Below are 13989 nucleotides of genomic sequence, written 5' to 3' on the forward strand. Positions count from 1 at the left end.
ACACAAAAGTAACCAAGGCGTGTATCTACCCCGCACTTTAAGATCAGTGGCATGAGCACTTCTTTTGAGTCCATTCCCGGAGTTACGATCTCTGCTCGAAAAGCCTTGAGCACGGCGGGGTTTAAAGATCTGGAGTCACTTGCAGGTACCAATTACGAAGAGGTGGCTGGTCTACCAGGAATTGGCGCACGTACTTTGGAGCGTTTGCAAGCAGCGCTGGTGGAAAAGAGAATGAGCTTTGGCGGTGAAGTTCCAGAGGCAGAACAGCGCACCGCGACGTGGACAACGCTAGATTCTGCGGCACCAGAGACAACAGAAACCTTAGAATCCCCAGAGCACTTCATCCAAAACCTAGACAGTCCTCGCAGAATTACCCACGGCCAGTTGTTATTGGAAATTTTCAACAGAGCGACAGGTCAAGAACCTTATGTGGCAGGGTCTTCAATTGTTGGATATGGGCGAGTTCATTATCGCTATGCCACGGGTAGGGAAGGGATCACTATCCGTGTTGGGTTTAGTCCACGAAAGGCAAAGATTTCACTTTATGGACTAACTAGTGCGCCTGCTTCTCAAGAACTTCTGAAGAAATTGGGTAAGCATTCTGCTGGTGTGTCATGCCTGTATATCAACAAGCCAGAAGACGTTGATCTTGAAGTGCTCGAGGAAATGATCCGTATTTCTTGGGAAGCGGAACCTGGCGAATGTTAAATCCTATTCTTTAACAAAGTGCTGCTTCCAATTCGGCGCGGATGAGTCGTCGGGCAGCCCTGGCGTCGGCACTGATTCCCCCTAAATTAATGAAGGCGTGGATCTGTCCTTTGAATTCAGTCATCGTCACGGAATTTCCAGCCTCTAGTAAAGCTTGTCCATAGGCTCGCACTTCATGGGCTAACACGTCGCATTCGCCGTACACAATGGTGGTGGGTGGGAGGTCGCTCAAATCAGATGCCAGTAGCGGTGAGAGTCGTGGGTCGGTGCGGTCGTACCCATCGGCATATTGTTCGATGTAGCGTTCCATTGCTTCTTTGGTCAGGTAGCAATCTCCACCAAATTTGAGATAGCTCGGCGTATCCGTGGTGGAAACATCAGTTACCGGAAAAATAAGCACCTGGTGAGCCAATACAGAAACAGAATCCACAGCCCGTTTACGCAGCTGCTGTGCAGTAACCGCGGCAATATTTCCCCGGCACTGTCACCGCCAATTGCCACTCGGGAAGTATCAATACTCAGCCCAGACACCCCATCCAACACTGCGCTGGCCACCACAAACGCATCGTCGATAGCCGCTGGGAATGGGTGTGCGGGTGCAAGTCGGTAGTCCACGCTGATGGCGATGATCGGCAGGCCGACAACTAGGGAGCGAACCGTGGCATCGATCATGTCTAGGGTGCCACCGGACCAACCTCCGCCGTGAAAATACACCAAGCACGGAAAATCCCCAGCCCCAGATAAAGGTGTATAAACCCTCACCGGCACCCCAGCAATATCTTGATCCACCGCCGAATGAGTTGCATCAACTCCCGACCCAACAGCGTCTTTGCCAAAATTCACCTGCTCCTCCGCGCTGAGAGTAGGCAAAGTATCAATATAAAACTGCGCATCTGGATGAAGGAACATAACGACAATCCTAGAAGCCTTCGGTCAATAAATTTCAGCAAATTCCCGATCTCCACGACGCGTCATCTCAATTCCACCTAGGCTTGGACGCAGGTTAGAAAGGAGCCTTCGATGTCTAAGACTCGTACTTTTCTGTTTGATCTTTATGGTGTTCTCATCAAGGAGCATGGTGCGGCGCAGTTTGAGCGGGTTGCGCGTGCGGTGGGGGAGCCGTCCAAGAACGACAAGCTGCATGAGGTTTATGAGTCGCTTCGTCTGGATCTGGATGCCGGCCGCGTGAGTGAGGTGAATTATTGGAATCAGATCAAACTATTGGTGGGTTTGGAGTTTTTGGATATCCAGGAGGTCATCGCGGCTGACTACAAGGGCCTTTATGAGCGTGATCAGGACATGGTTGATTATGTGTTGTCGTTGAAGGCGAAAGGCCACCGCATTGGAATTTTGTCGAATATTCCGGAGGGGTTGGCCAAGCTGTTGAAGGAGCACAATTCGGAGTGGCTGGATCAGCTTGATGCGGTGACGTTGTCGTGCGATATTGGGGCGGCGAAACCGGAGCCGAAGTCTTTCCATGTGGCACTTGAGGCCCTTGGTGAAAAAGCTGAGGATGTGACCTTTATTGATGATCGCCTGCGTAACATTGAGGCAGCGCGCGAAGAAGGTCTCAGCACAATTCACTTCACTGGCTTAGATTCCTTAAAAGAAAGCATTCAGGAATGACACCTCAACCACTGATTTTGCCTTTCGGCGATAAAGTTCCGCGGATCCATGAAAGCGCATGGATTGCCCCGAATGCCACGATTATCGGGGATGTCGAGATTGGCCCGGATGCGTCCATTTTTTATGGCGTTGTCCTGCGCGGTGACGTCAACAAAATCACCATCGGCGCCCGCACCAACGTCCAGGACAATTGTGTTCTCCACGTTGATGGCGATGCGCCGTGCACCCTCGGCGACGATGTCACGGTCGGCCACATGGCGCTTGTTCACGGCGCGACGGTGGGCAATGGCACGCTCGTCGGCATGAAATCTGCGCTGCTTTCCGGCAGCCACGTCGGCGCCGGAGCACTCATTGCCGCTGGTGCGGTGGTGCTGGAGGGCCAAGAAATCCCGGCGAAAGCTTTAGCGGCCGGGGTTCCGGCCAAAGTGCGCAGATTGCTTGACGACGCCCAGTCCCAGTCATTTATCCCCCACGCGGGCCGCTATGTAGAAACATCAAAAGCCCAGGCTTCCATCGCTGAAGCACTGAGCTTAGATGAGGTTAGGGTACGAGGGTAAGTGGCTCGTTGAGTAGTCGATCAAGTGCGACTGCGCGAGCTGCTGCGCGGACGTTTTCCCGGTGGGTGGGGATCAACCGGAGCTCAATGTCTGCGTCGTATTCCTTCTTCAATTGGGAAGCGAACACCGACCGACCTTGTGGATCTTCGGAAAACGCCGATCCCGAGAGAACCAGGGTGGATGGCTTAACTGTTTCGGCAGCTTCTGCGGCAGTGTGAGCCAGCAGGGTCGCGCGATCGTTGAGGAATTCCCGTGCGGTTTCATTGTCTTTAGCAATGGTGACTAGCTCACCAAGGCTGTTGGCAAAGATACCCTGATCAGAAACCCTGCTTAAGAAACCTTGGGTGCTCAGCGCATCTTCGGCAGCCATGCCCAAAGTATCCAAACCTGATCCACGAGTTGTAGCCAGTGGTCCAATGACATGTACTCCCAAATCATTGCTGTAGGCCGCGCCTACAGAGTCATCGGCGTAGAAGGTCAAGGTGATGGGAGTTGGCTGCTCAGGGTGGGGAAGTGGGGAAGCCTGCAGTTCAGAAGCTGCGATGGCAGGAATTGCTGATGCCACGGTTGCTGGAACGCTGAATTGGTAGTTCAGGCGGCCGGCGATATCAACGCCATCCCAGCCCAAGTTGCTTGCGGTGACAACGCCCGCGTTGGTGACTTTTCCTGAGGTGGCCACACCAATACCTACCAGTGGTAGATCAAGACCAGTGGTGAGGCGGTTGACACCAGCAATGAGGTGTTCGATGAAAGTGTCTGGATCTAAATCAGCTGCTGAGATTTCCAGCATGGCATCACGAAGGGTGCGACCCTTGGTATCAAACAAAGCGACGTAGGAAGACTTGGTGCCGATTGCCACGCCTGCATGAATCCATGGACTTGGAGCGAGTTCTAGAGGAATATTGGGACGACCAGGGCCCGATGAGAGTGTGAGATCAGGGCGTTCACGAACCAAACCTGCCTGCATTAAAGCGGTGACTGCGCGGGTGACAGTCGGTTGGGACAGACCTGTGGCCTCGACCAGCTCATTTCTAATGAGTTGCTGGCCGAGGCGGATATGGTGCATGCACTTTGCAGCCGGGGTAGAGGGGCGGGCAAAGGACGCAGAGAAGTGGGCCTGATTGGGCATAGGTAAACCATAGCCAATCATAGACAACGCTGTCTAATAGGGGTCTTGTTATCTAGACCGCATTGTCTGTAAATGGGCGTGGATAAGTATTTAGATGCCGGTAATTTTTGGTTTCTCGTATTTCCAGAATTTAGGCACCGCCACCATACAAATTGCAGTGAGTACAATCACCGCTACTCCGCCCCATAATACCGTCCAACCTGCCCCCAAGGGCTCAGCGGCCCAACCGTGAAGGACGTCAGCTAAACGAGGTCCACCCACCACGACGATGATCCACACACCTTGGATTCGGCCCTGCACATGTTCCGCTGCAGACTGCTGCAGAATGGCATTTCGAACAGCCGAGCTAAACATGTCAGCCATGCCACCAATGACCATCATGATGATGAACATCCACGCCCACGCAGTCACCGCGCCGGGGCTGACAACAATTGCTACGCCACCCAAAGCGACAGCAGCACCCCAAGCGATAATGCACCAATAAACAGCAACACCCTGGCGGCTAATCCGGGAAACCCAACCAGACAGCACGCCGCCAAGAACTGCGCCAACAGCCATGGATGAGTACATGAACGCCAGCATCGTTGCACCGGCGTCACCACCACCGAAGTTCACTTCCGCGATCTCGGGGTAAAGCGCACGTGGCATGCCGAAAATCATGGCGATAAGATCCAGCACCATCACCATCAACAACACGGGTTGGCCAGCCAAATACTTCAGGCCATCCACCACACTGGCGAAACCGGCCTTCATGACCTTGCCGGATGGCTTGATTGAAGGCAGTGACCATACAGCCCACAGTGTGGGGATGATGGAGACAACATCAAGGAAATACAGCCACCCGAAACCGATCAGCGGAATCAACGCACCTGCGATCAGCGGGCCAACGATTGCGCCGGTCTGCATGAGCAGCATATTCAGTGATGTTGCCGACGCTAATTGATCAATCGGCAAAATACTTCGAAGGATCGCCGTTCGGGTGGGTTGATTCACCGCGAAAAATGCCTGCTGTAAAGAAAAGTTTATTAACAGGAGCCAAATATTCTCATTGCCTAAAATGGTCAGCACCCAAAAACCGGCAGTGGTGACACACATGCCGATCGTGGTGCAGATCAGCACGATGCGTTTATCAAAAGCATCCGCAATGGATCCACCATAAAGGCCAAAAATAACCAAAGGAATAAGGCCAAAAAGCCCGGTCAAGCCCACATAGCCGGAGGACCCAGTCATTTGGTAAATCTGCACCGGAACGGCAACAACAGTTAATTGGGCACCAATGACGGTGGCAACATTACCCAGCCACAGGTGCTTAAAAGCAGGGGTTTTAAAAGGCCTCGTATCGGCAAAAATATCTCTCAAACTCACCCGTTAGAGCCTAGACCTCCACAGGCGAAGAACAAGAGATTAATGCCCGCTGGACCAAGCCGTAGAAGTCACCGCAGGTGTGTCCCCACCAAGCAGATCCTGGATTTGGCATGCAGCATGAAGCACGATGTCGAAACGGAAAGACTCGGGGAGGGGGTGGGCGTCGTCAAGCAATGCATCACCGAAAAATGAAGTGCCGCGCCGGGAAGGACCGCCCAGGCGGGCAATCGCGATGGCCCCTGCAGCCTCGGCCTCCATGAGGACGGTGGTGGAATCGAGGTCGCGAGCGGGCAGATGGGTTTGCCAGACCTGCGGGAGGTGTTGGCAAAACACATTTCCTAAACACAACACGATTTCCGCGAACGCATTACGGCCAAGATGCTTGCCGATGCGGAAGTGATACCAGGCGTTGTCCTCGGTGAGGATCTCTGGAGGGGCATCCCCGGTGATGACCGGTGGGTGGCGGAGTTCTGCCCAGCTGGCGGCGTCGACAAGCGTATTCTCCCAGGTCGCAAGCGCGCCGATCTGAGCGATGTTGCCCAGCATGCGCGCGGTGTCCTCGTTGAAGGTGCGGTGGAAACCGACATACGTGGGCTGCGCGTGGAATGGTCCGCGGCGCCTGCGCCACTGCGCGATTTGGCTGTCCCGCGAAGGGATTGGGCCGGGCTGATAAGGCACAACATCGTGGCTGAGCAGGTGCAATGTTGGTGGGGCGAAAGTATCGTTGGCGTCGCTGAGCAAAATCGGCAGCGCGTTCTCTGCGGCGTGAAAGCCCAAAACATCCCATTCCAAGGCGGAGCGCATATCGACGTGCGTGAGCGCGTGTTTCACGCCAGCGAAACTCTGCAATTCAAAAATACGCATCGGGGCGGCCAATTGAATCGCAGCTTGGGTGGCATGCAGCACCGAATAATGGGGCCACGCACACACGGCAGCGAAGACGAATTGCTCGAGGCGACTGCGCTTTTCCGTATCGGGTTCGGCAGCGAGCATGTCGTGGATTGCTGCGTAGGATGCCTGGCTCATCGTGATTCCCCTTTTTCTTAGAAGTGTCGTTAATTCCACCGAAGTGCAGTTAAGGTTAGCCTAACCATTCGTGTGGGTCTAGGGGTTTCATGCGCGACGCACTAATTTGTACCTGTACCGGGTGCTTGAGCGGGGTGGATCGACGTAGAATCGATAGAACATTATTTTTCTAAGTTCTTCGTCTCTTCGTAACAGGAGTGTCATGGCTCGACCGCTTAAGGAAAAGCTTCCTCGAAATTTCGACAAAATCGCTGAATCGGGTGATTTTGATGCATTCAAGGAAGTTTTCACCGAGCGTACTTTGGACGCCAAAAACCGTCATGGCAACACTGCCCTCCACATGCGTGGAGTACCTGAAGAATTCAAGATTTGGATGCTTGACCAGGGCCTTGATGTGGATATCCGCAACGAAGACGGCGACACCCCGCTGCACGTGCACTCCCATGACTGGAACTTAAGCCCCGATTTTCTGCTCAAACGCGGCGCCGATGTCTGCGCAGTCAACAATGAAGGCGAATCGGTTGCCTACTCCGCTGCCTTCTTCCCAGAAAACCTCAAAAAGCTTATCGACGCCGGCGCCGACCCCTACGCGCGCGCCAACGACGGCACCACGCCGCTGATGCGTGTCATTCGAAGCGCCAACACCGGACAAATCATCGAACTAGCAGAAATAACCAAGCTACTTTCCGGCACAGAATTCACCGACGCAGAATTCCGAGAAACCCAAGAACGCATCATCGCAATGGGTGAAAGGTTCGAAGATGTCCGGGAAGTCTACAACGAAGAATCCGTCGACCAAGCATCTGCGGACATGATCTGGCTCTACGATCGTTTCGACATCCCCGAAGAACTCCGCGCCAACACACCAATTTTGCACGACGGAGTAAGCCCAATAGAACTGCTTGGGGATACCTGGCAAGAACAATTCATCGAAGGCTACGATCTCCTCGTTCCCGCAATGGGCAAAGCGAAATCCCTCCAAGGCGAAGCCATCCGAATTGCCGGACGAGTATCCAACGAATTTCACGGCAACGGTGGCGTCAACTGGGACAAAGACTTCAGACGCATGGCCAAATCTCTCAACCACATTTGTGAGCAGGGCGTTCCTTTGGGTGAGCCAGAATTAGAAGAACTGGCTGCGGCCGTTAAATCAGTGCGCAAAGGTGAACCCACCGAGGAGGAGATCGACACCCTTCCACGGTTGGCCACCAAATGGGTCGCACAAAACCCACAACCGCTGCCACTGGGAGAGGTTGACTACAAGCGCTGAACGTTGAGTTTGAGTTTGGTCCATTGAGGGGTAAAAGCTTACCTCTCGACTAGGTGGGGTGGGCGTAGAGCGCCTATTCTGATTGATCGTGTTAACCATCGCCATTGTGCTTCTCGCGTCAGTCCTCATCGGTGCTCTTCTCCAACGCATGACAGGATTGGGTGTCGGTCTAGTTACCGGCCCAGTCCTGACTTCTTTGTTAGGGCCGCTAGCAGGCGTGACCATGGTGAATGGTCTGTCCATCATCAACGCGGTGAATAATGCGTGGTCGGTGCGCAAACGCACTGACTGGGCCAAATTCCGAATTCTTGCCGGCGCTTTGGTGCTTGGTTCTGTTCCTGCTGTTGCAGTGGTGTATTTCCTTAACGGACCATGGCTGTTGATTTTCGTTGGTGCGATGGTGCTGCTCGCGTTGGGTGTTTCCCTGTTCCCAACAGAGAAATTCGCACTCAAGCAAGAAGCTAAACTGCCTATGGTCATCTTCGGCATGATTGGTGGATTCATGTCCACTGTTGCAGGCATCGCAGGGCCATCCCTGACTGTTTATGCGCGCCTGAGCCGCTGGGATTACCGCGACTTTGTGGCCACCTTGCACCCAGTTCTACTCGTGGCCAACACCGTATCGTTCCTGCTCAAGGTTATCTTGATCGGTGGACTCGATTTCGGTGGCGCGCCCGCATGGCTCTGGATCGGTGCCGTAGCGATGATCTTTGTCGGTGCTTGGTTGGGTGAAATCGTCAACGCTAAGGTGTCCACCCCAATGGCCAAGCGCATTGCTACGTTCCTGGCAGCAGCTGGTGCCGCAGTGGTGTTGTTCCGAGGCATCATGGAATTGGTTTAGCGGTCTTAATTGGTGGGAAGTCGATCGGAAGCGAATCGGAAGTTAATCGGACTCGAGGTTTTTGCGAGACCTTCGTATCCCATCAAATCCCAGTAACGCCAGGGCGCACACCAGTAGTGAGTAGACAATGGCGTCGCTGAGATTCAACGTTTCACCAAGTAATAGTGCTGCAACGAACAGTAAGATTGGTTCACCGTAACTTAGTAGGCCAAACATTGGCATACTGAGCAGCGTTGAGGCAGCCAGATACAAAGCCATAGCTAAAGCGCCAGCGAGGCCGGCCAGAATAACCATTGACAACATGGCGTTAGACAGCGGATCCTCGACAGTGGCGAGCATGAAAAACGCCAGGGGACTCAACACTAAAACTTCTGCGCCGTAAGCAAAAGCGTTGTTCAGCCCTGAGTATTTACGAAGCGCAAAATACAGTGCATAACCCGCAGCGATGGCAAAAGTTACCCACGATAATTGCGCACTAATGACAAATTTCAAAGTTACTGCGATCAGCGCGATTCCCACCGCAATCCACTGCAGCCTGGTGATGTAATCAGCGAAGAAAAACCGCCCCACAATTACTAGGAAAATGGGCAGTAACAGGTAACCAAGTGAGGCATCTAAAGCATGACTCTTAGGCGACCAAGAAAACAGCCACAGCTGAAGCGCAATAAGTACAACAAGGAAGATGAAGTACAGAATTTGACGAGGTTGGGACCTTAGTGTGTCCCAAAATTCCTTAAACACCCTCCGACCAGCAGGGTGCAGAAAGGCAAGCAAATAGCATGCCGCTGTTAGAAGGACACGCCAAGCAACAAGTGTTTCCGCCTTAGCCTCAATCGCCCCAGAGATGAAAAAGATCGCTCCGAACAAAGCGGATGCGAGAACAGACGTGATGACTCCAGCGGAAGATGTACGATTTGTTGCCACTATCAGCTCCTTGTTTCCTTCATTAGCTTTGCATATGTCTGGATCTTATTGGATGTATGAGTCAGAGATCAGGGAGATCGCGCGCTAACCCAACCTGGCCAGCGCAACAGGATCATGTTTAAAGCATGGATCTTACACTGGCTCAGGTTGATTCCACCGTTTCGGGGCTTTATGACGCCCTCGATCTCATCGGCGTGCTGCTGAACGGAATAATCGGTGGAACGATCGCCAGGCAACGAGGCTATGACATCATTGGCTTTCTGTTCCTGGCGTTATTTTCTGCGCTGGGTGGCGGAATGATCCGTGACATGCTGATTCAGCAGGGGACTGTGGCGGCGATCGATAATCAGATCTACCTTGCGCTCGCGTTTTCTGGCGCGCTGATTGCCATGGCGGTGAACTTTAAAGGCAGGGTGTGGGAGCTGTTTAAAGTTCACGGCGATGCCATTGTGTTGGGAGTCTGGGCGGTGACGGGTTCCGTGAAGGCGATGAATGCGGGGGTGGCTCCGCTGCCGAGTATTTTCATGGGCGTGCTCACCGCGGTGGGTGGTGGCATGGTGCGTGATGTGGTCACTGGCCAGACGCCGACGATTTTTGGTGGCGGGACTCTTTACGCTGTGCCTGCGACGCTTTCTGCCACGTCAATGGTTATTTTTCATAGCTTTGACCAGGTAATTCTGGGTATGATTATTTCACCGTTCTTGGGTATCGCGTTGGCGGTTACTGCGTATTGGTGCGGTTGGGTCATTCCGGTGAACACGGATTTCGCGCCGGTGAATCTGACGGTCAGCCAATTGCGGGCAATGCTGTCCAAAGCGGAGCGCAAAGATAAGGACCAGAAATGAAAACTTATGCAGTACTAATTGCGGTGGCAGGGTTGGCACTTGCTGGGTGTAGCTCGTCGGCTCCTGGAATCTGGCGTGCCACTGAACCCGCAGATGCCTACCTTGAAATAGCCGATGACGGCACGCTGTCCGGAACCGACGGCTGCAACAGACTTTTTGGCGGCTGGGAAAAAGACGGCTCTACCATCACTTTCGGCGCCATCGGTATGACAGAAATGTACTGCGAAGGCGTCAACGATTGGCTGTCCCAGATGCACACCGCCACCGTCACCGATGCCACCATGACCATTTTCAACGAGGCCGGCAGCAATATTGGCGAGCTAAAACGCTAAATGCTTCTCGACGTCAAAAGCCCGGATCCAGGTAGTGCTTCCGCAAGATCGTTGCCGAGCGCAACGATGCGGTTGTCGGCGTCCACGTGCACAATCTTTGGCTCATACGCCTTGGCTTCCGCATCAGTTGCCTGAAGGTAGCTCATGATGATCACAAGATCGCCAGGATTAATAAGGTGTGCAGCGGCACCATTGATGCAAATATTGCCCGTTCCGGCGTCGCCCACAATGACATAAGTTTCCAGACGAGCGCCGTTGGTGATGTCTACGATGGCAACTTTTTCGCCTTCGATCAATCCGGCGGCGTGAACCAGGTCGGCGTCGATGGTTACAGAGCCAACATAATCTAGATCAGCTTGAGTGACGGTGGCTCGGTGAATCTTACTTCCGAGGATGGTGCGCAGCATGTCCTGTGGTGTCCTTATTGGGGTTGTCCTGCAAGTTTTAGAAATCATAGCGTGAGATGACAAGGAAAGGAATATTTCGATCCGGCAACAACCCCCGCGTCAGGTGGGATTATGCCGAAAAAATCGCTACGATAGCCACTTATGACTCTTCAGAGTTCTGATAAACGTTCTCCTTCACTGTTAGACGCCTCCTCCGAGGTCTTTGTCCATGATTTGGCAGCTTTGTCTCCCACTGATGCCACTGCATGGGGTATCTCAGGCTTCGAAGGTGAGCTTCAGGATTTCTCTCCTGACTATTGGAATGCCATCGCCGAACGCAACCGCGACATGGTTGCCGATGTTGATGCTTTTGATGACGGCACTGATGACAACGATGACGAAGAAGATTTCGATGACGTTGACCGCGTCACCGCTGATGTTCTCCGTGATCGCGTATGCCTGGATCTGGCCCTGCACCACCAGGGCGAAACCTTAGCGAATCTCAACAACATTGATTCCCCAGTCCAGACCATCCGCGATACCTTCCTCATCATGCCCCGCGAGACGGACGATGATGTGGAAAATCTCCGCGAACGTCTCTCCCGCGTCCCCGACGCTCTCCACGGATACTGTGAATCGCTCGCTGAGGCTGCCAGCCAAGGCCATGTTGCAGCGGTCCGCCAGGTGGAAGAAGTGGTGTCGCAATGTGAGGACCTCGCTGATGAGGACTCCGTTTTGCAGCACCTTGGCTTGGATGAAAATGATCCAGTAGTTGTAGAGGCCCAGGAAGCTTTTGCACGAGTTGCCGGTTGGTTAGCAGAGCAACTGGCTCCGCATGCTCCTCATGTGGATGCGGTTGGCCGGGATCGCTATGAAATGTTCTCCCACCTGCACGTCGGCGAGTTTGTAGATCTGGATGAGGCTTACCAATGGTCCCTGGAACAGCTGCGTGACATTGATGCTCAGCAGCTTCAGGTAGCCCAGCAGCTGTACGGCCCTGGCACCACGATCCGTGAGGCCATGAAGAAGCTCAATGCTGATGAGCGCTACCTCATCCGAGGCACTGATGCTCTGCAGGAGTGGATGCAAAAGACCGCTGATCAGGCAATCGCTGATCTAGATGGCGTTTCCTTCAACATTCCAGAGCAGGCTCGACAGGTTGAGTGCCTCATCGATCCTGCTGGAACTGGCGGCATTTTCTACACCCCACCAAGCGATGATTTCTCCAGGCCTGGCCGCATGTGGTGGTCTGTGCCTAAAACCCAGGAAGTCTTCCACACCTGGCAAGAGCTCACCACCGTGTTCCACGAGGGTGTTCCTGGCCACCACCTGCAGATCTCCCAAACTTTGGTGGAAAAGGATCTGAACCTGTGGCGTCGAGTCGCTTGCTGGAACTCTGGCCACGGTGAAGGTTGGGCGCTGTACGCAGAATCCCTCATGAAGGAATTGGGATACCACGAAGATCCAGGCAACCTCATGGGCTACCTTGATGCTCAGCGACTCCGTGCAGCCCGCGTGGCCATTGACATCGGAATTCACCTGAACAAGAGGAACCCAGAGTGCACCGGCCTGTGGGATGCGTCTTATGCGCGCAGCTTCCTGCGTGAAAATACGTCCATGAATGAAGATGCGCTGTACTTTGAGCTCAACCGTTACCTTGGATGGCCAGGTCAGGCCGCATCGTATGCCATTGGTCAGCGACTCTGGTTGAACCTGCGCGATGAGGCCATTAGCCAGGGACAAACCTTGGCGCAATTCCACAGCAAGGCATTGTCCTATGGCAGCATCCCGATGGGCATTTTGCGCGATCAGGTGCTGAACTAGAAGGCCTTTAACGATCCCTACGCAAAATGCGTCGCAGTAGCGTGGGGATCAAACCGGCGATGGTCAAGATTGCCAGTAGTCGAATGATCTGGATCGTGACCACCACCGGGCCTGCAGATCCTTCCGAGGACAGCGCCAACACCGTCTCCAGAGCTCCAGGGCTGGTTGCTAGGTAAGCCTCGAAGAAGCTGATATCCAACCACCAGGTGAGCAGCCCCGCCGCACCTGCGCACACCGCAAGCAGCGCGAAAATAAACAAGAACGTGGCCGGAAGCTGCTTAGAAAACACCTTCAGCGCGGTCATATTCAAGGCACCGCCACACATCCAACCGATCGCCATGAACGCGATAATCTTAAACACGGTTGGCGGTTGCAGGCTGAGATCATCTGGAATCACAAAACTCACCAGCACGGTCAGGATCAGCGGCCCCATCACCGCAGGGGCAGGCAAGCGCAGCAACCTGCCGAGAGGTTCGCCGGCCAGCACAATACCGAAGAGCACCAGCAGCGATAAAACGCTTATCGACGTCCCGAACTCTCCCAAACTCAACACGTCCAACCATTTCTCAGGCGGCGATCCCAAATCCGCCCCGCCAGGTACGAAAAAGTGCGTCACCAGCGGCAACGTCATGGACACAACCAACAACCTGAGGTACTGCGTCAGCGCCACATAGCGGAAATCAGCGCCCAACTCTCGGGCTAGAATCGGCATCACCGACGCGCCACCCGCCAGCATGGACAGCACACCAGTTTCCGGCAAAATTTCCGGCCTGGATCTTGCCAGCAACAAACCACCGACGATGCCCACCGCGATGGTGAAAAAGGAAATCACAAGGCCCGGGATGAGGAAGCGAATAAGTTCCGATCCAGAAGCACTAATCAAAGGCAGCGCCGCCAGCATCGCCACGATTGAGCGACCAAAAACATGCACCCCCTTGGCCATTGGAAGATCTTGCCCTGTGGTCAGCGCACATACACCGGCAACAAGGATCGCCCCGAGGATCCATGCGGCTGGCACACCCCACATAGTAAAAAGCCACCCCACGGCTAGCGACAGCGGCGCTACGATGCACCAACGAAGTGCAATAACCTTGCGGGATGGCTTCTCTGGAATTTGTTCGTGGGGGTCTGGTTCTTTATCGCTCAATTGGGCACC

Annotated in this window: 14 protein-coding genes and 1 pseudogene; 8 read left to right on the plus strand and 7 right to left on the minus strand. The window is 54.0% G+C overall.

Annotation, left to right across the window (positions count from 1 at the left end; translation table 11 throughout):
- The first annotated feature begins 51 nt into the window (after window positions 1–51).
- Window positions 52–708, plus strand: coding sequence for a DUF1801 domain-containing protein (locus KW808_RS00770; RefSeq protein ID WP_003863704.1), 657 nt, complete (start codon window positions 52–54; stop codon window positions 706–708).
- Window positions 709–718: 10 nt separating this feature from the next.
- Here KW808_RS00770 and KW808_RS00775 read toward each other — a convergent pair.
- Window positions 719–1617, minus strand: a pseudogene (locus tag KW808_RS00775) (alpha/beta hydrolase).
- A gap of 111 nt (window positions 1618–1728) precedes the next feature.
- Here KW808_RS00775 and KW808_RS00780 point away from each other — a divergent pair.
- Window positions 1729–2334 carry an HAD family hydrolase gene (locus KW808_RS00780; RefSeq protein ID WP_003857210.1) on the plus strand — a complete coding sequence of 202 codons (606 nt, stop codon included), beginning with the start codon at window positions 1729–1731 and terminating at the stop codon, window positions 2332–2334.
- Complete coding sequence (locus KW808_RS00785; protein ID WP_003863705.1) at window positions 2331–2891, plus strand: gamma carbonic anhydrase family protein; 561 nt, start codon at window positions 2331–2333, stop codon at window positions 2889–2891. Before KW808_RS00780 ends, KW808_RS00785 begins: the two co-directional genes overlap by 4 nt.
- Here the strand turns inward: KW808_RS00785 and cysR are convergent.
- The 3 genes from cysR to KW808_RS00800 all read right to left on the minus strand — a co-directional run bounded on the left by cysR (window position 2875) and on the right by KW808_RS00800 (window position 6411).
- A complete protein-coding gene (gene cysR, locus KW808_RS00790) occupies window positions 2875–4020 on the minus strand; it encodes a transcriptional regulator CysR (protein WP_006283847.1) in 1146 nt (381 codons plus the stop codon). The genes KW808_RS00785 and cysR overlap by 17 nt on opposite strands.
- 90 nt (window positions 4021–4110) lie before the next feature.
- Window positions 4111–5385 (minus strand): MFS transporter, encoded by a 1275-nt coding sequence (locus tag KW808_RS00795; RefSeq protein ID WP_003863706.1) that lies wholly within the window; start codon window positions 5383–5385, stop codon window positions 4111–4113.
- 39 nt (window positions 5386–5424) lie between these two features.
- Window positions 5425–6411: a hypothetical protein gene (locus KW808_RS00800; protein WP_003863707.1), complete on the minus strand. Its 987-nt coding sequence runs from the start codon at window positions 6409–6411 to the stop codon at window positions 5425–5427.
- 202 nt (window positions 6412–6613) lie between these two features.
- On the opposite strand from KW808_RS00800, the gene KW808_RS00805 reads away from it, so the two are divergent.
- Window positions 6614–7681, plus strand: a complete 1068-nt coding sequence (locus KW808_RS00805; RefSeq protein WP_003863708.1) for an ankyrin repeat domain-containing protein — start codon at window positions 6614–6616, stop codon at window positions 7679–7681.
- A gap of 82 nt (window positions 7682–7763) precedes the next feature.
- The gene (locus KW808_RS00810; protein WP_003863709.1) at window positions 7764–8522 is read left to right on the plus strand and encodes a sulfite exporter TauE/SafE family protein; all 759 of its coding nucleotides are present in this window, start codon (window positions 7764–7766) and stop codon (window positions 8520–8522) included.
- Window positions 8523–8564: 42 nt separating this feature from the next.
- Here KW808_RS00810 and KW808_RS00815 read toward each other — a convergent pair whose 3' ends face one another.
- A complete protein-coding gene (locus KW808_RS00815; RefSeq protein WP_003863710.1) occupies window positions 8565–9446 on the minus strand; it encodes an EamA family transporter in 882 nt (293 codons plus the stop codon).
- A gap of 125 nt (window positions 9447–9571) precedes the next feature.
- Here KW808_RS00815 and KW808_RS00820 point away from each other — a divergent pair, with 125 nt between their 5' ends.
- Together KW808_RS00820 and KW808_RS00825 are read left to right on the plus strand one after the other, a co-directional pair.
- Window positions 9572–10291 carry a trimeric intracellular cation channel family protein gene (locus KW808_RS00820; RefSeq protein WP_003863711.1) on the plus strand — a complete coding sequence of 240 codons (720 nt, stop codon included), beginning with the start codon at window positions 9572–9574 and terminating at the stop codon, window positions 10289–10291.
- Window positions 10288–10623, plus strand: a complete 336-nt coding sequence (locus KW808_RS00825) for an META domain-containing protein (RefSeq protein WP_003863712.1) — start codon at window positions 10288–10290, stop codon at window positions 10621–10623. The genes KW808_RS00820 and KW808_RS00825 overlap by 4 nt, the downstream gene beginning before the upstream one ends.
- Here KW808_RS00825 and panD read toward each other — a convergent pair.
- Window positions 10620–11030 carry an aspartate 1-decarboxylase gene (gene panD, locus KW808_RS00830; protein ID WP_003857183.1) on the minus strand — a complete coding sequence of 137 codons (411 nt, stop codon included), beginning with the start codon at window positions 11028–11030 and terminating at the stop codon, window positions 10620–10622. The genes KW808_RS00825 and panD overlap by 4 nt on opposite strands.
- Before the next feature lie 141 nt (window positions 11031–11171).
- Between panD and KW808_RS00835 the strand changes: the two genes are divergently transcribed.
- Window positions 11172–12833: a DUF885 domain-containing protein gene (locus KW808_RS00835; RefSeq protein ID WP_003857181.1), complete on the plus strand. Its 1662-nt coding sequence runs from the start codon at window positions 11172–11174 to the stop codon at window positions 12831–12833.
- 7 nt (window positions 12834–12840) lie between these two features.
- Here KW808_RS00835 and KW808_RS00840 read toward each other — a convergent pair whose 3' ends face one another.
- Window positions 12841–13980, minus strand: a complete 1140-nt coding sequence (locus KW808_RS00840; RefSeq protein ID WP_003857179.1) for an AbrB family transcriptional regulator — start codon at window positions 13978–13980, stop codon at window positions 12841–12843.
- Window positions 13981–13989 lie beyond the last annotated feature (9 nt).

Source organism: [Brevibacterium] flavum (genome assembly GCF_019317305.1).
GTDB lineage: Bacteria > Actinomycetota > Actinomycetes > Mycobacteriales > Mycobacteriaceae > Corynebacterium > Corynebacterium glutamicum.

Bases quoted from the DNA above. Each gene is read 5' to 3' on its own strand.
- KW808_RS00805 (WP_003863708.1), top strand. From the start codon at position 6,614: ATGGCTCGACCGCTTAAGGAAAAGCTTCCTCGAAATTTCGACAAAATC.
- KW808_RS00835 (WP_003857181.1), top strand. From the start codon at position 11,172: ATGACTCTTCAGAGTTCTGATAAACGTTCTCCTTCACTGTTAGACGCC.
- KW808_RS00780 (WP_003857210.1), top strand. From the start codon at position 1,729: ATGTCTAAGACTCGTACTTTTCTGTTTGATCTTTATGGTGTTCTCATC.
- KW808_RS00770 (WP_003863704.1), top strand. From the start codon at position 52: ATGAGCACTTCTTTTGAGTCCATTCCCGGAGTTACGATCTCTGCTCGA.
- KW808_RS00825 (WP_003863712.1), top strand. From the start codon at position 10,288: ATGAAAACTTATGCAGTACTAATTGCGGTGGCAGGGTTGGCACTTGCT.
- KW808_RS00800 (WP_003863707.1), bottom strand. From the start codon at position 6,411: ATGAGCCAGGCATCCTACGCAGCAATCCACGACATGCTCGCTGCCGAA.
- cysR (WP_006283847.1), bottom strand. From the start codon at position 4,020: ATGCCCAATCAGGCCCACTTCTCTGCGTCCTTTGCCCGCCCCTCTACC.
- KW808_RS00820 (WP_003863711.1), top strand. From the start codon at position 9,572: ATGGATCTTACACTGGCTCAGGTTGATTCCACCGTTTCGGGGCTTTAT.
- KW808_RS00785 (WP_003863705.1), top strand. From the start codon at position 2,331: ATGACACCTCAACCACTGATTTTGCCTTTCGGCGATAAAGTTCCGCGG.
- panD (WP_003857183.1), bottom strand. From the start codon at position 11,030: ATGCTGCGCACCATCCTCGGAAGTAAGATTCACCGAGCCACCGTCACT.